General features: G+C 71.5%; 16 protein-coding genes. 11 read left to right on the top strand and 5 right to left on the bottom strand.

The window, feature by feature from the left end; genetic code table 11:
* The first annotated feature begins 46 nt into the window (after nt 1–46).
* On the top strand, nt 47–685 hold the full coding sequence (locus tag VFX99_RS00555) for a hypothetical protein (protein ID WP_329664371.1): 639 nt from the start codon (nt 47–49) through the stop codon (nt 683–685).
* 21 nt (nt 686–706) lie between these two features.
* Here the strand turns inward: VFX99_RS00555 and VFX99_RS00560 are convergent, their stop codons facing one another.
* The 3 genes from VFX99_RS00560 to VFX99_RS00570 form a co-directional block, all read right to left on the bottom strand.
* Nucleotides 707–1,858 carry an AI-2E family transporter gene (locus VFX99_RS00560; RefSeq protein WP_329664372.1) on the bottom strand — a complete coding sequence of 384 codons (1,152 nt, stop codon included), beginning with the start codon at nt 1,856–1,858 and terminating at the stop codon, nt 707–709.
* A gap of 73 nt (nt 1,859–1,931) precedes the next feature.
* Nucleotides 1,932–3,164, bottom strand: a complete 1,233-nt coding sequence (locus VFX99_RS00565) for an acyl-CoA dehydrogenase family protein (RefSeq protein WP_329664373.1) — start codon at nt 3,162–3,164, stop codon at nt 1,932–1,934.
* Between the two features lie 56 nt (nt 3,165–3,220).
* Nucleotides 3,221–3,895 (bottom strand): helix-turn-helix domain-containing protein, encoded by a 675-nt coding sequence (locus tag VFX99_RS00570; protein WP_329664374.1) that lies wholly within the window; start codon nt 3,893–3,895, stop codon nt 3,221–3,223.
* 124 nt (nt 3,896–4,019) lie between these two features.
* Between VFX99_RS00570 and VFX99_RS00575 the strand changes: the two genes are divergently transcribed.
* The 3 genes from VFX99_RS00575 to sucD all read left to right on the top strand — a co-directional run bounded on the left by VFX99_RS00575 (nt 4,020) and on the right by sucD (nt 7,736).
* Nucleotides 4,020–5,552 (top strand): FAD-dependent oxidoreductase, encoded by a 1,533-nt coding sequence (locus VFX99_RS00575; protein WP_329664375.1) that lies wholly within the window; start codon nt 4,020–4,022, stop codon nt 5,550–5,552.
* An 80-nt stretch (nt 5,553–5,632) separates the two neighbouring features.
* Nucleotides 5,633–6,796: an ADP-forming succinate--CoA ligase subunit beta gene (gene sucC / locus VFX99_RS00580; RefSeq protein ID WP_329664376.1), complete on the top strand. Its 1,164-nt coding sequence runs from the start codon at nt 5,633–5,635 to the stop codon at nt 6,794–6,796.
* Nucleotides 6,797–6,833: 37 nt separating this feature from the next.
* The gene (sucD, locus tag VFX99_RS00585; protein ID WP_329664377.1) at nt 6,834–7,736 is read left to right on the top strand and encodes a succinate--CoA ligase subunit alpha; all 903 of its coding nucleotides are present in this window, start codon (nt 6,834–6,836) and stop codon (nt 7,734–7,736) included.
* Nucleotides 7,737–7,783: 47 nt separating this feature from the next.
* On the opposite strand, the gene VFX99_RS00590 is transcribed toward sucD, so the two are convergent.
* Nucleotides 7,784–10,561 (bottom strand): hypothetical protein, encoded by a 2,778-nt coding sequence (locus VFX99_RS00590; protein ID WP_329664378.1) that lies wholly within the window; start codon nt 10,559–10,561, stop codon nt 7,784–7,786.
* Nucleotides 10,562–10,638: 77 nt separating this feature from the next.
* Between VFX99_RS00590 and VFX99_RS00595 the strand changes: the two genes are divergently transcribed.
* From VFX99_RS00595 to purH, 4 genes are all read left to right on the top strand, one after another.
* Nucleotides 10,639–11,079, top strand: a complete 441-nt coding sequence (locus VFX99_RS00595; RefSeq protein ID WP_329664379.1) for a nitroreductase family deazaflavin-dependent oxidoreductase — start codon at nt 10,639–10,641, stop codon at nt 11,077–11,079.
* An 86-nt stretch (nt 11,080–11,165) separates the two neighbouring features.
* Entirely contained in the window at nt 11,166–12,812 is a 1,647-nt protein-coding gene (locus VFX99_RS00600) for a DUF6350 family protein (protein ID WP_329664380.1), read from the top strand.
* Between the two features lie 4 nt (nt 12,813–12,816).
* Complete coding sequence (gene purN / locus VFX99_RS00605) at nt 12,817–13,407, top strand: phosphoribosylglycinamide formyltransferase (protein WP_329664381.1); 591 nt, start codon at nt 12,817–12,819, stop codon at nt 13,405–13,407.
* A 45-nt stretch (nt 13,408–13,452) separates the two neighbouring features.
* Nucleotides 13,453–15,060: a bifunctional phosphoribosylaminoimidazolecarboxamide formyltransferase/IMP cyclohydrolase gene (gene purH / locus VFX99_RS00610; RefSeq protein WP_329664382.1), complete on the top strand. Its 1,608-nt coding sequence runs from the start codon at nt 13,453–13,455 to the stop codon at nt 15,058–15,060.
* Nucleotides 15,061–15,186: 126 nt separating this feature from the next.
* Here the strand turns inward: purH and VFX99_RS00615 are convergent, their stop codons facing one another.
* Nucleotides 15,187–16,611, bottom strand: a complete 1,425-nt coding sequence (locus VFX99_RS00615) for an NAD(P)/FAD-dependent oxidoreductase (RefSeq protein ID WP_329664383.1) — start codon at nt 16,609–16,611, stop codon at nt 15,187–15,189.
* A 173-nt stretch (nt 16,612–16,784) separates the two neighbouring features.
* Here VFX99_RS00615 and VFX99_RS00620 point away from each other — a divergent pair, with 173 nt between their 5' ends.
* From VFX99_RS00620 to VFX99_RS00630, 3 genes are all read left to right on the top strand, one after another.
* Nucleotides 16,785–18,920, top strand: coding sequence for a hypothetical protein (locus VFX99_RS00620; RefSeq protein ID WP_329664384.1), 2,136 nt, complete (start codon nt 16,785–16,787; stop codon nt 18,918–18,920).
* A gap of 116 nt (nt 18,921–19,036) precedes the next feature.
* Nucleotides 19,037–20,623 carry an AlkA N-terminal domain-containing protein gene (locus VFX99_RS00625; protein WP_329664388.1) on the top strand — a complete coding sequence of 529 codons (1,587 nt, stop codon included), beginning with the start codon at nt 19,037–19,039 and terminating at the stop codon, nt 20,621–20,623.
* Nucleotides 20,620–21,114 (top strand): methylated-DNA--[protein]-cysteine S-methyltransferase, encoded by a 495-nt coding sequence (locus VFX99_RS00630; protein ID WP_329664385.1) that lies wholly within the window; start codon nt 20,620–20,622, stop codon nt 21,112–21,114. The genes VFX99_RS00625 and VFX99_RS00630 overlap by 4 nt, the downstream gene beginning before the upstream one ends.
* The last annotated feature ends 91 nt before the right edge of the window (nt 21,115–21,205 follow it).

A 21,205-nucleotide genomic window follows, 5' to 3' on the forward strand; every position in this document is an offset into this window, starting at 1 on the left:
GATCGAGCCGGCTGTATCTGCCCGGCCCGCGCAGGCTCTTCGCTCTATGACACCGACGACGATCGCCCCACCACGCGACGCGGAGTCCGCCGCAACCGCCGCACCCCCGGCATCCGCTGCACCGCCCGTCGGACGGTCCCGGCTCGTTCTGCGCGCGAGGTTCTGGGTGCTCCGCTACGGACCGGCCGAGCTCGCCTGCCTGATCACGATGCTCGCGGCGAGCGTCGTGGCGGCCCGGCTCACCGACTCGCCGCCTCTCCTCGCCGCGGCGGCCATCCTCGGCGCCACGGTCGGGTTCTACGGCGTGCTCCTCACCGCCGTGATGCGCGAGCAGCTGGCACTGCTGCCTCCTGGTCCCCGTCGACTGCGTCGTGGGTTGGTCCGGTCGGTCGGCCTGCTGGGCGCCGAGTTCGGCGTGGCGGAGGTCATCGACACCTTCTTCCTCCGGCCGGCCCTCATGATGATCGGCGTCGTGGTGCTGCGGGATCCGGTGTGGGGCCTGCTCGCCGGGAAGATCGTCGCCGACGTGCTGTTCTACGTGATCTCAGGCGTCTGCTTCCGGATCACCGAGCGCACCGGCATCCGCCTGCCGCGGCTTCGCCCGACCGCGAGACTGCAACCAGACGGCGAGACAGCGGGTGAGCACCGCAGTCTGGACGTGCGGATGCAGTCTCGCGGGAAGTGACTCGCCGCCGCGCCGGCCGAGCTACGCCTCGATCGGATCCTTCGGCCGCGCCCACCGGGCCGCGAGCGCCGGCCCGTCCCACACCTGGATCGCACCCCACACCGCGGCCGTGATCGGCACGGCGAGGACCGCACCCACGATCCCGCCGAGGACGGTGCCCACCGTCAGGGCGACCAGGATCACGAAAGCGTGGAGCTTCATCGAGCGACCCATCAGCACGGGCTGGAGGAAGTTGCCTTCCAGCTGGTTGACGAGCACGACGACGCCGACGACGAGCAGCGCGTTGACCGGACCGTTCGCCACCAGCGCGACCAGGGCGGCGATGATGCCGGCCACCGTCGCGCCGACGATGGGGATGAACGCGAGCAGGAACACGAGCACCGAGAGCGGGATCGCCAGCGGCACCTGGAGAATGAGAAGACCGATCAGGATGCCGACGGCGTCGACGAACGCGACGGTCGCCGTGCCCCGCACGTACGAGCCGAGCACGGTCACGGTCTTGTCGCCGATGCGCCGTGACCGGAGATAGTGCTCCCCATGGAACGGCCGCAGCAGGAACTCCCACATCTGCGGGCCGTCCTTGAGGAAGAAGAACAGGATCGTCACCAGCAGCACGAATCCGGTCACGAAGTTCGCGACGGCCCCGACCCCGGCGAGGGCCCCCGAGCCGAACTGCGCGCTCGTGACGAAGTCCGTGACCGTGGTCATCCACTCGTCGAGCTGATCCTGGCTCGGGGCGAACGGCAGCGTCTGCACCCAGGCGATGAGAGCCTGGAAACCGTCCTGCGCCTGTGCGTACAGGTCGTCCCACTGGTTGCGGACCGCCCAGACGATCAGCCAGCCGATGCCCGACAGCAGCAGCACGATCGCCAGCAGGGTGATCACCGTCGCCAGCACCGAGGGCACGCCGCGCCGCCGCATCCACCGCATCACGGGGGCGAAGGCGCACGCGAGGATGAGTGCGATGACCAGCGGAATCGTCACCAGCGTGAGCTGCCGGATCGTGAAGATGATCGCCGCGACCACCGTGACGACCACGATGATCTGGATGGCGCGGATGCCCAGCCGGCCGAACCCGTCGGCCCACAGGCTCCACGGCGCCTTGGTCGCCTTCAGCTCGACGTCCTGCGACTCGAGTCGGATCGCCTGCGGTTCGTTCCGGAACAGTCCCATGATGCGAGGCTAATCGCGGGCGACGCCCAGTCGGCGCCCTTGCGCGGGCGGACGCGGTGTGCCAGCCGTCGCTTCAGGCGAAGGCGCCGACTCCGGTGATGTCGCGTCCGATCAGCAGCGCCTGCACCGACTCGGTCCCTTCATACGTGTGGATCGCCTCGATGTCGGCCATGTGCTGCATGACGCGATTCTCCAGAAGGATGCCGTTGCCGCCGAGCAGATCGCGGGCGACGGCCGCGATGCGGCGCGCGGCGCGCGTGTTGTGGTACTTCGCGAGCGAGGCCTGCGTCGGGCGCAGCCGCCCTGCCGTCTCCAGGTCGGCCATGTGGCGGCAGTACAGCTGCATCGCCGTGAGTTCGTCGAGCATCTGGGTGAGACGCTCCTGCACCATCTGGAATGCCGCCAGCCGCTTGCCGAACTGCACGCGCTGCTGGGAGTAGGACAGCGCGGCCTCGTAGCACGCCGTCGCGTGCCCGAGAGCGGACCATGCCACGCCCGACCGCGTGGAGTACAGAACGGTGGAGGCATCCTTGAACGAGTGCGTGCCGGGAAGCACGGCGTCGCGGGGCACCCGCACGTCCGTCATCGTGATGTGGGCCTGATGGATGGCGCGCAGCGACGCCTTCCCGAGGATCGCGCGGCCGGTGTAGCCCGGCGTCTCCTGCGGGACGAGGAAGGCCCGCACCTTGCCGTCGTGCTCCGGATCGGACGGGTCGACGACGCGGGCCCACACGACGGTGACGCCTCCCGAGGAGCCGTTGCCGATCCACTTCTTCGCCCCGTTGAGTACCCAGTCGTCGCCATCACGGCGGGCCTCGGTCTCCAGCGAGACGGAATCGGAGCCGTGATCGGGTTCGGTCAGCGCGAAGGCCGCCAGCACCTCGCCGCGTGCGATGGGCCGGAGGTGGCGGGACTTCTGAGCGTCGCTGCCGAAGAGCGCCAGCGAGCGCAGCGCCAGTCCGCCTTGCACGGCGACGATCGTTCCGAGCGAGCCGTCGCCGCGCGAGATCTCCATGTTCACCAGCCCGGCCGCCAGGGGTGAGGAGTATCCGAGACCGTCGTGGACGAGGCCGTCGTTGTACAGGTCGAGCTCGCCCAGCCGCCGGGCGAGGTCGAGGTCGTAGTCTCCCCGGTCCCACAGCCCGTCCATGCGGGGGAGCACTTCGTCCACGAAGGCCTTGGCGCGATCCCAGACGGCACGGTCGGCAGCCGGGACGTCGGCGAACACCGCGTAGTAGTCGGTGTCGAGACGGTCCGAGACGTCATAGCCCGCGACGCGCTCGCCGGGCACAGGAGTGTGGCTCATCCGCTCAGAATACCTGGTACTCAGTTCCTTGAACACTGGAACCCAATCCCAGCATGTCAGCCTTCGAGCTGCGTGCGCACCCTCCGTGCCATCTCCGCAGCCGGCATCGCTCGGGGGAACACGGCGACCACGACATCGTCGCCCGCCGCAGCGGCTCCGTCAGGATGCACGCCGTAGCGCCGCAGGGCGTCATCCAGCGCCCGTCGCAGCGCGGTCAGCGGCACCCGTTTGGTGCCGCGCAGCAGACGCCGGAGCACGTGATTGTGCAGAGCCGTGACCAGTGCGGAGAACCCGACGGCGTCAAGCGGGTCGATCTCGGGCAGCGATCGGCGGAGGTACTCGTCGAACTGCCGCTCGTAGCGGAACACGGTGACGATCTCGCGCTCGCGCAGCGCGGGGACCTGCCGCACGATCTGATAGCGCAGCCGCGCGACCTCCGGATCGTGGGCGAAGTGCAGGAAGACCCGCTCGGACGCCTGGCAGACCGCGACCCACGGATTCGGGTGTCCGCGCCCGAGCCACTCCCGCAGTTCGTCCAGCAGCACCTCGTGGTCGGCGAACACGACGTCCTCCTTGCCGCCGAACTGGCGGAAGAACGTGCTGCGCGACACCCCGGCGGCGCGGGCGATCTGCTCGACGGAGGTCGCCTCGAAACCCTGTTCCGCGAAGAGTTCGAGAGCCGCGGCGACGACGGCGGTGCGCGCGACGGACGGTGACGGTGTCTCACTCATGTTCGACAGAAGCCTAGACCCGGCGTGGCGCGGCGCCCCGGCATCCGCTCGTCCGATCGGGGTTTCCCGCCGGCCCGCTCGTCAACCGGTGGACGGCGCCTCGTCGGCGGAGTTCACTGGTGCGATGACGTCTCTGTGGAGGGCCGACGGCGCCGTGGTCGCGGGATCGCCGTTCCAACCCGGTCAGCATCGCGACGTCCTCGTCGTGGGAGCGGGCATCACCGGCCTGTCGACCGCCCTCATGCTCGTGCGCCAGGGACTGGATGTGACCGTCGTCGAAGCGGGGGAGGTCGGCAACCTCGCCACCGGCGGCAACACCGGGAAGCTCTCGCTGCTGCAGGGCAAGGTGCTCTCGACGCTGCGGCGTCACCACTCCGCCGCGCTCGTCCGCGCGTACGTCGACGCCAACCGCGACGGAGCGCGATGGCTCACGGACTTCGCCGACGAGGCCGGCGTCGCGTACAGCCGGCGGACCGCGTTCACCTACGCGCAGTCGGATGCCGGGATCCGCGACGTCGATGCCGAGTTCGCCGCCGCACGCGAGGCGGGACTCGCCGTGCGCCGCGAAGTGCCCGATGAGGCCGGCCGGTTCCCGATCATCGACGCGGTCGCCCTCGACGACCAGGTTGCGATCGACCCGCAGGAGGTCACCCTCGCCCTTGCGCGTGCGTTCCTCGCCGCCGGTGGGACGCTGCACACCGGAACGCGCGTTCTGCACGTGTCCGTCCTCCCGCGCACGGTGATCGAGACGACCGCGGGCTTCGCCTCCGCCCGTCAGGTCGTCCTGGCGACGGCGGCTCCGATCACCTATCGCGGGTTCTACTTCGTCAAGACCCGAGGGCTGCGTTCGTACTGCGTCGCGTTCGATGTGCCGGGGGAGGTGCCGGACGGCCTCTACCTGTCGGTCGACGGGCCCACCCGATCGCTCCGCTCGGTGAGGTCGGCCGACGGACCCGCGGAGCTCGCCCGGCTGGTCGTGGGCGGCAACGGGCACCCGGTCGGCCGCGCGGAGTCCGAAAGCGCTCTCGTCGAGGACCTCATCGACTGGACGCGTCGCAACTTCCCGGGCGCCGAGCCGCAGCTTTCGTGGTCGGCGCAGGACTACGAGTCGCACGATCTGATCCCGTTCGTCGGCGCGATGCCCCGCAGCCTCGGCAAGATCCGCTTCGCCACCGGCTTCGGCAAGTGGGGGCTGTCCAACGGTCCGGCCGCAGCCCTGCGCCTGACTGCCGAGATCACGAAGGTGCCGTCCTCGGATCGACCGGAGTGGATGTCGACCATCTCGCACCGGCTGACGGTTCCCGCCGACCTGGGCCGCGGCGGAGTGGAGAACATCCACGTCGGCTGGGAGGCGACGGCCGGCTGGGTCGGCGCTCAGTTCACGCCGGTCCCGGTCGTGCAGCCCGAGGAGGGGCAGGGCGTCGTCGCCACTCGAGGCGGGCACCCGGTCGGCATCTCGACGGTCGGCGGGACGACCCGCGCGGTGAGCCTGGTGTGCACGCACCTGGGCGGGGTTCCGACGTGGAACGACGCGGAATGCACGTGGGACTGCCCGCTGCACGCGTCGCGGTTCGCCCCGGACGGCACTCGGATCGAAGGCCCGGCGCTGCGGGATCTCGCACGCCTGCCCCGGTCCGGACCGCCGACCGACCGGTAGTAGGCTCGGGGATTGGTCGATCTCTCGACGTCAAGACGCTTTCTGCGTCGTCCCCCGTCGCCCCAGCGAAGGAATGCACTGTGGATCTGTACGAATACCAGGCACGCGACCTCTTCGAAAAGTACGACGTTCCGGTGCTCGCCGGAATCGTCGCGGACACCCCCGAGCAGGCGAAAGCCGCAGCCGAGAAGATCGGCGGCCTCGTCGTCGTCAAGGCGCAGGTGAAGACCGGCGGGCGCGGCAAGGCCGGCGGCGTCAAGGTCGCGAAGACCCCCGACGAGGCGTTCGACGCGGCCAAGGCCATCCTCGGCCTCGACATCAAGGGGCACGTCGTCAAGCGCGTGATGGTCGCCGCGGGCGCCCGCATCGACAAGGAGTACTACTTCTCGGTCCTGCTGGACCGCGCCAATCGCGCGTACCTGTCGCTGTGCAGCGTCGAGGGCGGCATGGAGATCGAGGAGCTCGCCGTCGAGCGCCCCGAGGCGCTCGCGCGCGTCGCGGTCGATCCCCTGACCGGAATCGACAAGCAGAAGGCCGTCGAGATCGCGCAGGCGGCCGGCTTCGCCCCCGAACTGGTCGACAAGGTCAGCGACGTGTTCGTCAAGCTCTACACCGTGTACAAGAAGGAGGACGCGACGCTCGTCGAGGTGAACCCTCTGGTGCTGACCGAGGACGGCGAGATCATCGCGCTCGACGGCAAGGTGACGCTCGACGAGAACGCCGACTTCCGGCACGCGGGGCACGCGCTCCTCGAGGACAAGGACGCCGCCGACCCGCTCGAGGCGAAGGCGAAGGAGAACGACCTCAACTACGTCAAGCTCGACGGTCAGGTCGGCGTGATCGGTAACGGTGCCGGCCTGGTGATGTCCACGCTCGACGTCGTCGCCTATGCCGGTGAGAACCACGGCGGAGTCAAGCCCGCGAACTTCCTCGACATCGGCGGCGGTGCATCGGCCGAGGTCATGGCCGCGGGCCTGGACGTCATCCTCGGCGACCCTCAGGTGAAGAGCGTCTTCGTCAACGTCTTCGGCGGCATCACCGCCTGCGATGCGGTCGCCAAGGGCATCGTGGGCGCGCTCGCCGAACTGGGTGCGACCGCCACGAAGCCGCTGGTCGTGCGTCTCGACGGCAACAAGGTGGAGGAGGGCCGCGCGATCCTGCGTGACGCGAACCACCCGCTCGTGACGCTGGCCGAAACCATGGACGAGGGCGCCGACAAGGCCGCCGAGCTCGCGAACGCCTGACCCGCACCGGCTCAGCGACGGAATCAAGGAACAGAAAATGTCGATCTTCCTCAACAAGGACTCCAAGGTCATCGTCCAGGGCATCACGGGCGGCGAAGGCACCAAGCACACTGCGCTCATGCTGAAAGCGGGCACGCAGGTCGTCGGCGGAGTGAACGCACGCAAGGCGGGAACCACCGTCCTGCACCGGGACGCCGACGGCAGCCCCGTCGAACTGCCGGTCTTCGCTTCGGTCGCCGAGGCCATCGAGAAGACCGGAGCCGACGTGTCGATCGCGTTCGTCCCCCCGGCCTTCACGAAGGACGCGATGGAAGAGGCCATCGATGCCGGGATCCCGCTGCTGGTCGTGATCACCGAGGGCGTGCCCGTGGGCGACACCGCCGAGGCGTGGGCGTACGCGCAGTCCAAAGGCAACCGCACCCGCATCATCGGGCCGAACTGCCCGGGCATCATCACGCCGGACGAGTCCCTGGTGGGCATCACTCCCGCCAACATCACCGGCAAGGGCCCGATCGGCCTGGTGTCGAAATCGGGCACCCTGACGTACCAGATGATGTACGAGCTGCGCGAGATCGGGTTCTCCACGGCGATCGGCATCGGCGGCGACCCGGTGATCGGCACCACGCACATCGATGCGCTCGCCGCGTTCGAAGCCGACCCCGAGACCAAGGCGATCGTCATGATCGGCGAGATCGGCGGCGACGCCGAGGAGCGCGCCGCGGACTTCATCCAGGCGAACGTGACCAAGCCCGTCGTCGGCTACGTCGCGGGGTTCACCGCCCCCGAGGGCAAGACCATGGGCCACGCCGGCGCGATCGTGTCCGGCTCCGCCGGCACCGCACAGGCCAAGAAGGAAGCCCTCGAGGCGGCCGGCGTGAAGGTCGGCAAGACGCCGTCCGAGACCGCCGACCTCATGCGGGAGATCATCGCGGGACTCTGAACGTGAACTGACGAAGAGCGGATGCCGCGGCATCCGCTCTTCGTCAGTCAGTTGTCCGTCGCCGGCTCGAGTGCGCCCGTCGCGGCCTCGAGTTCGTCCCGCAGCTCGATCAGCGCCGACTCGTAGTCCTGCGTGCGGTAGTACTCGCCGTGTGTGCCCACGGTCACCATGTACCCGGTCTTGTCGAGTTCGGCCGCGTAACGATCCACGCGGTTGGTGATCCCGCCGTCGCTGTCGTACTTCACGGTGCTCAGCGCCGGGTAGCCCAAGTAGTCGGTGAGGCGCCAGAGGCTGACCCATCGCACGGGGTCGGCCCTGCCGGCCTCCCACGCGGGCGCGAGCGAACCGCTGATGCGACCGACCCCGAGCTTTTCGGGCGCCGCTTCCGGCGGTCTGGTCGAACCGCGCGATGCGGCGGTGAAGTCGGCCCTCCATGGATCCGAGGACAGCAGCCCGGGCGGCGATTCGAGCGGGTCGGTGCCCAGCACCTCGGGGCCGAGCAGCTCTGGCAGCATCCGGCCGAAGAAGGGGCGAAGCTGCACGCCGAACGTCAGCACGGCGACCCTCGGCAGCAGTCGACGGGTGGCGTCGGAGCTTGCCAGCAGCCCGATCGTCGACATGGCCAGAACCGCGCCCATGCTGTGCGCGGCGAGCACCACCCGCCGGTCCTCCGTGCGCAGCCAGTGGTTGATCCGACCGGCGATCTCGGGCACGGCCCGCTCCGCGTAGCAGGGCGGCCCGAACGGGTGCCCGGTCTGCGGCAGGAAGCACGCGATGTCCCACACGATGCCGAGGGGACGGGTGCCGGTGCCGGCAGTGGCTCCGACGGCCAGGAGCGCGACGACCGCCGTCGCCAGGGCCGCCAGCAGCAGCATCCCCACGCTGATGGCATCCACGACGAGCTGCTGTCCGTCCGGCGGCGCGATGCCCCACAGCGTCGCGTCCGCGCTGTACGCCCACACCGTCCAGACGATGCCGAGGACGATCGCCAGCGCCAGCGCCCCTGAGAGCCACGCGACCGCGGGTTCGACCAGATGCAAGCGCGATGCCACACGCCGCTTGGCCTCTATGCGTGACAGCAGGACCGTGGGGGACGGGGGCAGCACACCTCCCTCGGGGATCGGGATGTCGGGGGGCGTCACGGGGACCGTCTCCGGGCCGGTGCGCCACGCTTCCGCTCGCGGCGTCATCGTGCGCGGGCGCAGCAGGGCCAGCACCAGCACGAGGGCGAGCGCGACGAGGACGCACGCCACGATGAGCGAACCGAGCGCGACATAACTGGAGGAGATCCGCAGCCCCGACCCGCCGCCGGCCGAGGCGTTCCAGCCGATGAGCGCCGCCGGACCCTGCGCGTCGTTGAGGAAGTCGCCGATCGCGACCAGGACGATCGAGCTCGTCCCCACCGCGACACCCAGTGAGATCGTCATGAACACCGCTGGTCCGCAGCCGAACCAGGCGGTGCGACGGCGCTGGGCCCACGGGCGGAAGAACACGCCCGCCAGGGCGATGACGGCGCCCGACGCGACGACGACGACGGGCGTCATCCCCCCGCCGTACAGCCGGTCCACGACCACGGCGGGGGCGGGGGCGAAGACCACGAACCCGCACACACCGCCGAACACGACGACCGCGAACCAGAGGAGGATGCGGGTGGCGGAGTCCGGCCAGCTGCTGGCGTGCTCCTCCTCGGGGTCCACGCGCATGGTGGGCAGAATCGATGTGAGTATCGCCGCGCCGAGGAGCCCGACCAGCGCGAGGACGGCCGCCGCGGCGAAGAACACGAACCACCCGTCGCCGGTCGCGGTTCCCAGGCACTCCGCGTCGATGAGCAGCCCGCTGCAGTCGGTGCGCCAGGCCATCGAGGCCTGAGTCGCGACGAACGCCGCGGTCAGCAGGAGAGCGCCGGCGAGGTGCGCCCGCGCGAGGTGACGTGTGATCCGGTTCGACCAGAAGCCGGTCCGGGAGAGCACGGCCGGGTCGCGGCGCAGCTCGGTCGGCTGCCGGCGGCGCTCTCGGGGAGGGGGTGCGGGGGCGTCGCCGGTCGTGTCGGAGTCGTCGCGCAGCATCCCGGGCAGCTGGTCGTAGCGCAGCCGCGACATCGACGAGAGCACCCACAGAGCCAGCGCGGCGGCGGCCGGCAGCAGGGCCCAGAGCGCGAGACGCTGACCGGGGCTCCACTGCTGCATCGGCTCGAACAGCCACGCCAGGGGGCCGCACAGCGTCGGCTGCGCGGCGCACTGCGCGGCGCCGATGTCCAGCGCGAGAGTCGCCGCGGTCGTGGTGAACAGCAGCGTCAGCACGAACCCGAACAGACGGGTGAGGCCGGACGTGATCGCGGTCCACACCTGACGGCCGGGGCTGTCGACCGCCTGGGTCAGCCGGCGCGTCCACTGGGCGGCGTTGCCCAGCGAGAACGGCAGGATCAGCGCATAGACGACTCGAGTCGCGACGCCCGCGACCGCTCCGCCCAGGCTCCCACCCGACGCGATCGGGATGGTGCGCACCATGCCGCCCCACGAGTACGCCTCGCGGCGGATGCCGGGCGGCACGTGCCCGCGGCGGCCGGGCACCGCGGCCCGGCGCGCCTGCTCGGTCGGCACCCAGAAAGACCCCAGCGAGTCGCCCGCGACGAGCGATACGCCTTCGGGCGCGAGGTCGAGCAGGGCGGCGGGGGTGGTGTTGTTCACCCCGTGCACGCGCAGCTCCAGCGTTCGCGGCGCTTGGTCAGGCACGGGCGCCGGCGCAGCCGCGGGCGCCGGGACCGGCTTGTCGGCGGTCTCGTCGTCGGTCTCGATCGGACCCTGCGGAGCGGGAAGGTTGGTCATGACGTCCCCCGTTCGACGTCTGTGTCGCCGCACCGGCGCCTGCCCACACCATAGCGAGCCGGCCTTACGGTGGATAGATGGGACCTACGAGAGAGTACTTGCCGTCGACGTCCGACTGGGCGCGCAAGCAGGCGGAGCGATATGAGGCGTCGAACGGCACCGAGGCGAACCTTCTGCGCGGCGTGCCGATCATCGTGCTGACCACGGTCGGCGCGAAGTCGGGTGGGCTGCGCAAGACCGCGCTCATGCGCGTGGAGCACGGCGGAAGCTACGCGGTGGTCGCGTCGAAAGGCGGAGCCCACGACGAACCCAAGTGGGCCCACAACATGCGCCGGCACCCGCAGGTCCAGCTGCAGGACGGCGCCGACAAGCGCGACTACGTCGCCCGGGAGCTCTCGGGCGATGAGCGCGCCGAGTGGTGGCAGCGCGCCACCGACGTGTGGCCCGACTACGACGCCTACCAGAAGAAGACCGACCGCCTGATCGCGGTCTTCGTGGTCGAGCCCGTCGAGGACTGACAGCCCGGACGCGAGACCTGCGGATGCCGCGGCGAAGCGTGCCGGGAAGCGGGACGCAGCCTTCGCGTAGGTAGGGTCGATGAGGCATGCATCGCCTCATCGTCGTCATCCTCGCCGCCGTCGACGCCGCCATCGCGGCGGCCGTCGGCATCGCGGCGACCCTTGCCCCGCTGACCGTGCTGTGGGTGCTCGGCATGGGTGGCACGGCCGACTGGAGCACCCTCTGGCCCGCAGCCACGGCGGTGTGGCAGCTGGGCAATCTGGTGCCACTGCACGTCACGCTCCCGGGGGACTACCTCGCGGTCGCCGGCATCGATCCGGCAGCGGCATCCTTCGTACTCTCCCTCGCCCCGCTCGCGTTCACGGCGTTCACCGCGATCTTCGCCGTGCGATCCGGTGTGCGGGCGTCGAGGGCCGACGCGTGGTTGACGGGCGTGGCCACCGGCGCTGTGGTCTTCGCCGCCCTGGCGGCGGCGGTCGCGCTGACATCTGCCAACTCGCTCGCCGAAGTCGAGCTGTGGCAGGCGTTCCTCCTCCCCGCCCTCGTGTTCGCCGTTCCGCTGCTCGCCGGCGCGGTGGTGACCGAGTGGCGCGAAGCGGGCTCGGGTCGCATCGCCCGCGCGCGGGACCGGATCGAGGCCGCCCCGCGGGGGTGGGGCGAGACGCCCGGGCTCATCGTCCGCGGCGGGGCGGTGGTGCTGGCCGGCCTTGTCGGGCTCGGAGCGCTGGTCCTCGCGGTCGCGCTCGTGCTGCGCGGCGGTCAGGTGATCGCGCTGTTCGAGGCGGCGTCCGTCGACGCCCTCGGCGCGACGGTCGTGACCCTCGCGCAGCTTGCCTACCTGCCGACGCTCGCCGTGTGGGGACTGGCCTTCGTCGCCGGGCCCGGGTTCGCCGTCGGAACCGGCACCGCCGTGTCGCCCGCCGGAACCCAGCTCGGCGTGATCCCCGGCATCCCGGTGCTGGGCGCGCTGCCCGAGTCGACCACGCCGTGGCTGCTGCTGCTCGTGCTGCTGCCGATCGGTCTCGGCGCGCTCGCGGGCTGGATCGCCCGGTCCCACCTCGCCGGCCCGGGGTCCGCCCCGATTGCGCCGCAGCCCTCATCCGTGCCGACGGAGTGGGATGCCGCGCCGGAGGCCGCCCGCAGCTCCGCGCTGACCGCACTGCTTGCCGCCGTCGACGCCGCGCCGCCCGCGGGCTCAACCGACGAGGCCGAAGACGCTCGACTCGAGGCGGAGCGGCGGAACGTGTCGGATCGCGACGATCCTTTCGGCGCCCGGCTCGTCCTCGCCGGAGGCATCGCCGTGCTCTCCGCCGCGGGTGCCGCCCTGCTCTCGGTTCTCGCGTCCGGGTCGATCGGGCCGGGACGACTCGCCGAGGTCGGTCCGCAGCCCGGACCGGTCGCCCTCGCCGTCGGGCTCGAGGTGCTGGTGGGAGCCGTCATCCTGCTGCTGTCGCCGCGTCGCCGAGCGAAGGTCCGTCCGGCCGCAGACCGCCAACCGGATGCCGCGGCTCCTCCGATCGACGCAGACGCGACCGATACCGCCCCCATCGCGCTGCCCGCTTCGGACGCGGCAGAACGGCGGGCGCCGTCGGTGCCCGCCGACGCTCCCGCCCCCTCGGTGCCCGTCGAGGCGCCTGCGCCGGCACCGTGGCCGCGCAGTCCCGATCCGGACAGCATGCCCACCGTCGACCTGGGGCCCCGCAGGCCCAAGCCGCTGCCCCCGGTAGACTAGGTCGGTGCTCACGGTCGCCGTCCTCATCTCGGGCGCGGGGTCCAATCTTCGGGCCCTGCTCGATGCGGCGGCCGATCCCGACTACCCCGCGCGCGTCGTGGTCGTCGGCGCCGACCGCGAGGCCCCGGGCTTCACGCATGCCGAGGAGTACGGCATCCCCACCATCCTCGTGCCGTGGCGGGAGTTCGACACGCGCGATGAGTGGGGCGACGAGCTGGGTGCGCAGCTGGATGTGTGGAAGCCCGACCTCGTCGTCCTGAGCGGCCTCATGCGCCTCCTGCCCCCCGCGCTCGTCGACGCGTGGTCGCCGCGGATCATCAACACGCATCCCGCCTACCTCCCCGAGTTTCCGGGCGCGCACGGCGTCCGGGACGCTCTGGAGGCCGGTGTCGCCCAGACCGGAGCGAGCGTCATCATCGTCGACAACGGCATCGACAGCGGTCCGATCCTCGCCCAGGAGCGCGTCCCCGTGATTCCGGGCGACGACGAGCATGCGCTGCATGAGCGCATCAAGCCCGTCGAGCGCCGCCTCCTGATCGACGTCGTCCGGCGCATCGCCACCGGAGAGCTCGACCTCGCCGCGCAGCTGCGCTGAGCACGCACGACGCGTCCATCCCCCGATCCCCACCGAGGAGCCCCCATGGCCGGCCCCAGCCACGACCCGACCCTCTACCGCGAACGCGACGTCGTGCCCATCCGACGGGCGCTCGTCTCGGTCAGCGACAAGACCGACCTGCTGAAGCTGGCCGAGGCGCTCGCCCAAGCCGACGTCGAGATCGTCTCGACGGGCTCGACCGCCGCCACCATCAGGGAAGCGGGCTTCGCCGTCACCGACGTCGCCGCCGTCACCGGCTTTCCCGAGTCCCTCGACGGACGTGTGAAGACGCTCCATCCGGGCGTGCACGCGGGGCTGCTGGCCGACCTCCGCCTCGACGACCATGAGCGCCAGCTCGACGAGCTGGGCATCGCACCGTTCGAGCTCGTCGTGGTGAACCTCTACCCGTTCGTCGAGACCGTCGCGTCCGGCGCGCAGGGCGACGCCGTCGTCGAGCAGATCGACATCGGCGGACCCGCGATGGTGCGCGCATCGGCCAAGAACCACGCCAACGTCGCGATCGTCGTCTCGCCCGAATCGTATCCGGCCGTCATCGACGCGATCCGCGCCGGCGGCACCCGTCTCGCCCAGCGCCGCGCGCTGGCCGCCCGGGCGTTCGCGCACACGGCCGCCTACGACCGCGCCGTCGCGCAGTGGTTCGCGGAGGAGACGCTCTCCGGCGACGTCGACCTGCCCCTGCACCTGACGATCAAGGCGGAGCGGCTCACCACGCTGCGCTACGGCGAGAACTCGCACCAGCGCGCGGCGATCTACTCGCGGGTGGGGGGCCACGGGATCGCCCAGGCGACCCAGCTGCAGGGCAAGGAGATGTCGTACAACAACTACGTCGACGCGGATGCCGCGCTGCGCGCCGCGTTCGACATGGTCAAGCCGGCGGTGGCGATCATCAAGCACGCCAACCCGTGCGGCATCGCCGTGGCGGCGCCGAATGCGCTCGACCCGATCGCCAGCGCCCACCTGCGCGCGCACGAGTGCGACCCGGTCTCGGCGTTCGGCGGGGTCATCGCGGCGAACCGCACGGTCACCCTCAAGCTGGCGGAGAACCTGCGCGACATCTTCACCGAGGTCATCGTGGCGCCCGACTTCGAGCCCGCCGCCCTCGAGGTGTTCGCGCTCAAGAAGAACCTGCGCGTGCTGCAGCTGCCGGTCGACTGGCAGCAGGAGCGCATGGACGTGCGCCTGGTGTCCGGCGGCCTCCTCCTGCAGGACGCCGACCGCTTCCCGGATGACATCGACTCGGTCGCGAAGGACTGGCAGCTCGTCTCGGGCGGGCGTCCGGACGACGCCGAGATGACGAACCTGATCTTCGCGTGGAAGGCGTGCCGCGCCGTCAAGTCCAACGCGATCGTCCTCGCCCGCAACTCCGCGACGGTCGGCATCGGCATGGGCCAGGTCAACCGGGTCGATTCGTGCCGTCTGGCGGTGGAGAGGGCCGGAGACCGGGCCGCGGGGTCGGTCGCGGCATCCGATGCGTTCTTCCCGTTCGCCGACGGACCTCAGCTGCTCCTGGACGCGGGCATCGCGGCGATCGTGCAGCCGGGCGGCTCGGTGCGGGACGAGGAGGTCATCGCCGCGGCACAGGCTGCCGGCGTGACCATGTTCTTCACGGGCGAGCGGCACTTCTTCCACTGACGCCGCATCGCGCCCGGCTCGACTTGGCCGCGAGACTGCACCGGGACGTCGAGACAGCGGGTGAACCCCGCAGTCTCGCCGTGGGGTTGCAGTCTCGCGGCCAAGGCCAGGGGCCCGGGGGCGGGCTCAGGGAGTGGGGCGGCCGTACTCCTCGAGCCAGCGGAGCCAGACCTCGCTGACCGTCGGATAGGACGGCACCGCGTGCCACAGGCGCTCGAGCGGCACCTCTCCGACGATCGCGACGGTCGCGGAGTGCAGCAGCTCCGCCACTTCGGGCCCGACGAACGTGGCGCCGATCAGCACGCCGCGGTTCTCGTCGACGATCGCGCGCGCTCGTCCTTCGTAGGCGTCGGCGTACGTGCTCGCTCCGCCGAGCCACGACAGGTCGTAGTCGAGCACCCGGATGTTGCGCCCGTCGGCCCGGGCCTCGGCCTCGGTGAGGCCGACCGAGGCGACCTCGGGGTCGGTGAAGGTCACCTCCGGCACGTGCTCGTGATCGGCGGTGGCGACGTGAGCGCCCCAGGGCGCGTCGTCCACGGGCAGGCCTTTCGCCCGAGCGGCGATCACGTCTCCGGCGGCCCGCGCCTGGTACTTGCCCTGGTGCGTCAGCAGCACGCGATGGTTGACGTCGCCGACCGCGTAGAGCCAGTCGGTGCCTCGCACCAGGAGCGTGTCGTCGACTCCGAGCCATGACCCGGGCTGGAAGCCGATGGTCTCGAGGCCCAGGTCGGTCGTGCGGGCGGTGCGACCGATCGCGACGAGCACCTGCTCGGCGACGACGCGACTGCCATCCGAGAGGGCGAGCACGGCGTTGCGCTCGGTGCGGTGCGCCTCGGTCACTTCGACTCCGGTGCGGATGGTCACGCCGAGCTTCCTGAGCGATTCCTCGACCATCTCGCGGGCGAACGGCTCCATCTTCTGCAGGAGGGTGGAACGCACGAGCAGGGTCACCTTCGTGCCGAAGCCGGCGTACGCGGTGGCGAGCTCCGCCGCCACGACGCCGCCGCCGATGACGGCGAGCGAGGAGGGGATCTCCTTCGCACTGGTGGCGTCGCGGCTGTTCCACGGCTCGATCTCGCGCAGGCCCGGGATGTCGGGCATCAGCGACGCCGAGCCCGTCGCGACCGCCACGGCGTGGCGGGCGACGAGATCGGTCACGGTTCCGTCCTCGCCCCGCACCCGCACGCGCTTGACGCCCGTGAACTCGGCGTGCCCGCGCGCCAGGTCGATGCCGGTCTCGTCGAGCCACTTCACCTGCGAGCCGTCGTCCCAGTCGTGGGTGATGCGGTCGCGCCGTCGGAGCACACCGGCGACGTCGACGTCGCCGGTGACCGCCTGCTTCGCGCCGTCCACGCCGCGCGCCGCGCGCAGCGCAGCGGCGCTGCGCAGAAGGCCCTTGGACGGCATGCACGCCCAGTACGAGCACTCGCCGCCGACCAGCTCGGCCTCGACGAGGACGGTGGTCATCCCGCCCTGCACGGTGCGGTCGGCGATGTTCTCGCCCACGGCGCCGCCCCCGACCACGATGACGTCGTATTCGCGTTCGCTCATCTGTTCACGGTATCCGCTGCGGCACCGACAGGGTGAGTGCCGGTGCGTACGCGCAGGCTGTACACCGCATCGGGTTGTCCGACAAGGGACTGGCGGTCCAGCCGGCGCTAAGGCTCACTGGAACCTGAACCGGTTCGGATCCTGACACAGGGGTCAGGCCAGGAGGAGTTCCGATGGCACACGTCCGCCGCCCGAGCATCGCCCGCATCGCGCACCGGGGGAGAACCCCCTATCGCGTGCCACAGCCCGAAGCCCCGAAGGCGGCGTCCGTCCTTCGGGCGGCGATGGCACTGGTGCTGGCGTTCGCGGTATCGGTCGGCGTGTTCGCCGCACCGGCCTCGGCGACGGTGGCGACGCGGAGCGCGCCGGCGGCGGCATCCGTCACGGCAGCAGCCGCGCCGCTCACCAATCTCGCTCACCTGGACTTCCTGCTCGACGAGGCGACGCCGCCGACGGAGGTGCCCGGTCACACGACCTACCGGCTCGCCGAGGAACCGACGCTCATCCTGCCGTGGACGTACGCGGATTCGCGCCCGGGCGGTACCTTCCAGCGGGTGGGCGGCGGCAAGCTCGACGAGGCGACCGGCCTGTGGGGGCAGGGAGCCTACAACGCCGACGACGTCGCGCGCGCGGCCGTCGTCTACCTGCGGCACTGGGCACTGACGGGAGCCGAGACCAGCCGCGACAGCGCCTACGAGATGCTCCGCTCCATCACCTATCTGCAGACCGACGACGGTCCGAACGCGGGCAACGTGGTGCTGTGGATGCAGCCCGACGGCACGCTCAACCCCTCTGCCGACCCCGTCGAGCTGCCCGACCCGTCCGATTCGGGGCCGAGCTACTGGCTCGCCCGCACGATCTGGGCACTGGGAGAGGGCTATGCCGCCTTCCAGGATGCCGATCCGGAGTTCGCGGCGTTCCTCGAGGAGCGACTGGCGCTGTCGGTCGCGGCGCTGGATCGCCAGGTGCTGACGAGGTACGGAGAGTGGGCGGAATCGGACGGAATGCGCGTGCCGGCCTGGCTCATCGTGGACGGTGCGGATGCGTCCGCCGAAGCGGTGCTCGGGCTGGCCGCCCGGGTCGAAGCGCAGCCGGCCGACACCGCCGCCGCCGACGCCATGCGCAAGCTCGCCGAAGGGATCGCCGCGATGTCGGCGGGCTCGGTGCGCTCGTGGCCGTACGGCGCGATCCTGCCGTGGGCCCAGTCCCGCAGCATGTGGCACGCCTGGGGGTCGCTGATGCCCGCCGCGCTGGCGGAGGCATCCGTCGTCCTCGGCGACGACGGGCTTGCGCAGCCGGCGATCGCCGATGCCGCGAGCTTCACGCCCACCCTGCTGACTGCCGGCGGCCCCGACAACGGCTGGTTCCCGAGTCCGACCGATCGCGTGCAGATCGCCTACGGCGCCGACTCGCGGCTGCAATCGCTGCTGGCCGTCGCCGACGCGACGGGCTCCGGCGGATTCGAGGCGCTCGCAGGGATGCAGGCCGCATGGTTCTTCGGCGCGAATCGCGCCGGCGAGCCGATGTACGACCCTGCCACCGGAATCACCTTCGACGGCCTCGAGGAGGACGGCGGGATCAACCGCAACAGCGGCGCTGAGAGCACGATCCACGGTCTGCTGTCGATGATCGCGCTCGACGCTCGACCCGGACTCGCCGCGCGCGCATCCTCGGTGACGACGATCGCGGAGCGGGCAGGACTGGAACTGGTCGAGGCGGAGTCCGCGGTGGAGACCGACGGTGCGATCAGCACGCCGGAGTCGTGGACGGGCGAATCGAGCTGGTCCGAGAACGCCCTCACCCTCGCTCCCGGGCAGCACGCGGTCTTCGACATCGGTGCGGCAGACGTCCGTCGGTGGGTCGAGCCGGTGGTCTGGTCGAGTCCGAGCCAGGACGGCAGTCGCTCCTGGTGGTCGTCCGAGCGCGTACCGCTCGGAGTCCTCTCGGAGTCCGCTCCGGCCCAGGGGATCTCGCCGACGCCCGGCGTTCTTCTGCCGCACTCGCTCCAGCTGCCGGTCTTCGCCAATCGTCAGCAGGTCCGTGTCGATGTCCTGAGCGGCTCGCTGCAGCTGGACGCCCTGCTCGTTCGGCCGGTGGCCTCGCGCCTGGTGCTCACCGGCGATGGCGGGGTCACCGAGCTCGTGCACTCCAGCAGCGCCGCGCCCCAGCCGATCCGCATCGGCCGCGACGGTGAGAGCGCAGCCGTCGTCGTGTACGACGCATCGGGTGCCGAAGTCCGCACGTACGAGCTGCGCGGTGCGCGTTCGGTTCCGGTGCCGAGCGGAGGTTTCGCGATCCTGATCGGGTGATCGGCTGACCGCCCGCCCTGCTGACGGTGCGGACGGCGAGTCCGACGGCCGTGTCCGATTTCCGCCAGTCGGATGTCGCCGACCGTGGCAGGCTGGGATACGTGAGCATCCCGAGCATGACCTTCGACGAGCGGTACGGCGTGATCCAGTCGCGCGATCCGCGCTTCGACGGGCAGTTCGTGACGGCGGTGCGCTCCACCGGCATCTACTGCCGGCCGAGCTGCCCCGCCCGCACTCCGAAACCCGCGAACGTCTCGTTCTACGCCACGAGCGCCGCCGCGCACGAAGCCGGGTACCGGGCCTGCAAGCGCTGCCTTCCCGAGGCCGCGCCAGGATCTCCGGAGTGGGACCTGCGCGGCGACACGACCGCGCGCGCGATGCGGCTGATCGCCGACGGCGTCGTCGAACGCGAGGGCGTTCCGGGCCTCGCCCGCCGCCTCGGCTACTCGCCTCGGCATCTCACGCGACTGCTGACCGCCGAGCTGGGAGCCGGCCCGCTCGCGCTCAGCCGCGCCCACCGCGCCCACACCGCGCGGATGCTGCTCGTGGGCACGGACCTCCCCGCAGCGGATGTCGCATTCTCGGCGGGATTCTCCAGCATCCGTCAGTTCAACGAGACCGTGCGCGAGGTGTTCGGGATGCCTCCGCTGGAACTCCGTGCCCGCCGGCGCGGCGGTCTGAGCGGCGACGCCGTGCACGCGCCGGGCGCGATCGACCTCGTCCTGCCTCACCGCGGGCCCCTCGATGCCCCGGGACTGTTCGCGTGGATGGGCGCACGCGCGATCGGCGGCGTCGAATCGGCTTCGGAGACCTCGTTCGCACGCACGCTGCGGCTGTCGGGTGGACCGGCGTGGTTCGAGCTCCGCCTGGACGAGGTCGGGCGCGTGCGTCTGCGCGCTCGGCTCACGCACCTGGGCGACCTGTCCACCCTCGTGACGCGCGCTCGCCGCCTGTTCGACCTGGACGCCGACCCTCTCGCCGTGGACGGAGCCCTCGCTCGCCACCCCGAACTCGCGCCTCTCGTCGCGCGGGTCCCCGGCATCCGTGTTCCGGGCGCAGCGGACCCGCACGAGATGCTCGTTCGTGCGATGGTCGGGCAGCAGATCACCGTCGCGGCGGCGCGCACGGCGCTGACTGCGCTCGCCGACGCGCTGGGTGAGCCCGTGGAGATCGGTGCGGAACACGGCCAGGCCCGCCTGTTCCCGACGATGGCGGCCATCGCCGAGCGCGGCTCCGAGGTGCTGCGCGGTCCGGCAGCCCGCACGCGCGCTCTGATCGGCGCGGCCGCGGCGCTCGCGGACGGCTCGTTGCAGCTCGGACCCGGCGATGAGGCGGCAGACCAGCGCGCCGCGCTGCTCGCGATGCCGGGCGTCGGGCCCTGGACGGCCGACTACGTGCGCATGCGTGTGCTCGGCGACACCGACGTGTTCCTGCCCGGTGACGTCGCCGTGCGCACCGGCGCTGCTCGCGCCGGCCTGCCCGCGGAGGCCCGGCCGCTGGATGCGTGGGCCGCCCGGACCGCGCCCTGGCGCAGCTATCTGACCGCCCACCTGTGGCGCGCCTCCGCGCCGTCCGCCGCGAGCGCTCCGCCTGCGGGCTGGCCCGGCGCGGTTGCGGCGGCCGCCGGAGCGCCCCGCGAATCCCCCAAGACGACACCCGGATCACCGGTCCTGCGACCCACCACGAAGGAGGCCTCGCGATGAGCGCGAGCATTCAGACCATCGACACCCCCGACGGCGCGTTCACGATCGTCGCCGACGACCGCGGCCGCGTGCTGGCCTCGGGCTGGACCGCCGACCCCGACGCCGCGCTGGCCCGCATCCACCCTCGACTGCGCCCGGGGACCGTGCGTGAGACCGAGACGGATGCCGCGGCCGCGGCTCTGGACTATTACCGGGGCGACCTCACGGCGATCGACGAGGTGTCCGTCGCGCAGGAGGGGACCGCGATGCAGGCGGCCGGCTGGGCCGCACTGCGCGGGATCGAGCCCGGCCACCCGCTGTCGTACGCGGAGTTCGCGACCGCACTCGGGCAGCCGAGTGCGGTGCGCGCCGCGGCATCCATCTGCGCGCGCAACGCGCCCGCGCTCTTCGTGCCCTGCCACCGCGTGCTGCGCTCGGATGGTTCGCTGGGCGGGTTCGCGTGGGGCCTGCCCGTGAAGCAGAGCCTGCTGGCCCGCGAGGCCGCCGCCTGACCCCAAGCGCGCGCCGCGCTGCCGGCGCCCTCGGCCGCGAGACTGCACCCGCAGGTCGAGACTGCGGGCAAATACCCGCAGTCTCGCCGTC

Source organism: Microbacterium sp., assembly GCF_036277215.1.
In the GTDB taxonomy this organism is placed as follows: Bacteria; Actinomycetota; Actinomycetes; order Actinomycetales; family Microbacteriaceae; genus Microbacterium.

Excerpts from the sequence above, each read along its gene's own strand:
- VFX99_RS00555 (WP_329664371.1), top strand. The coding sequence starts at position 47 with ATGACACCGACGACGATCGCCCCACCACGCGACGCGGAGTCCGCCGCA.
- VFX99_RS00560 (WP_329664372.1), bottom strand. The coding sequence starts at position 1,858 with ATGGGACTGTTCCGGAACGAACCGCAGGCGATCCGACTCGAGTCGCAG.
- VFX99_RS00565 (WP_329664373.1), bottom strand. The coding sequence starts at position 3,164 with ATGAGCCACACTCCTGTGCCCGGCGAGCGCGTCGCGGGCTATGACGTC.
- VFX99_RS00570 (WP_329664374.1), bottom strand. The coding sequence starts at position 3,895 with ATGAGTGAGACACCGTCACCGTCCGTCGCGCGCACCGCCGTCGTCGCC.
- VFX99_RS00575 (WP_329664375.1), top strand. The coding sequence starts at position 4,020 with ATGACGTCTCTGTGGAGGGCCGACGGCGCCGTGGTCGCGGGATCGCCG.
- sucD (WP_329664377.1), top strand. The coding sequence starts at position 6,834 with ATGTCGATCTTCCTCAACAAGGACTCCAAGGTCATCGTCCAGGGCATC.
- VFX99_RS00590 (WP_329664378.1), bottom strand. The coding sequence starts at position 10,561 with ATGACCAACCTTCCCGCTCCGCAGGGTCCGATCGAGACCGACGACGAG.
- VFX99_RS00595 (WP_329664379.1), top strand. The coding sequence starts at position 10,639 with ATGGGACCTACGAGAGAGTACTTGCCGTCGACGTCCGACTGGGCGCGC.
- VFX99_RS00600 (WP_329664380.1), top strand. The coding sequence starts at position 11,166 with ATGCATCGCCTCATCGTCGTCATCCTCGCCGCCGTCGACGCCGCCATC.
- purH (WP_329664382.1), top strand. The coding sequence starts at position 13,453 with ATGGCCGGCCCCAGCCACGACCCGACCCTCTACCGCGAACGCGACGTC.
- VFX99_RS00615 (WP_329664383.1), bottom strand. The coding sequence starts at position 16,611 with ATGAGCGAACGCGAATACGACGTCATCGTGGTCGGGGGCGGCGCCGTG.
- VFX99_RS00620 (WP_329664384.1), top strand. The coding sequence starts at position 16,785 with ATGGCACACGTCCGCCGCCCGAGCATCGCCCGCATCGCGCACCGGGGG.
- VFX99_RS00625 (WP_329664388.1), top strand. The coding sequence starts at position 19,037 with ATGACCTTCGACGAGCGGTACGGCGTGATCCAGTCGCGCGATCCGCGC.
- VFX99_RS00630 (WP_329664385.1), top strand. The coding sequence starts at position 20,620 with ATGAGCGCGAGCATTCAGACCATCGACACCCCCGACGGCGCGTTCACG.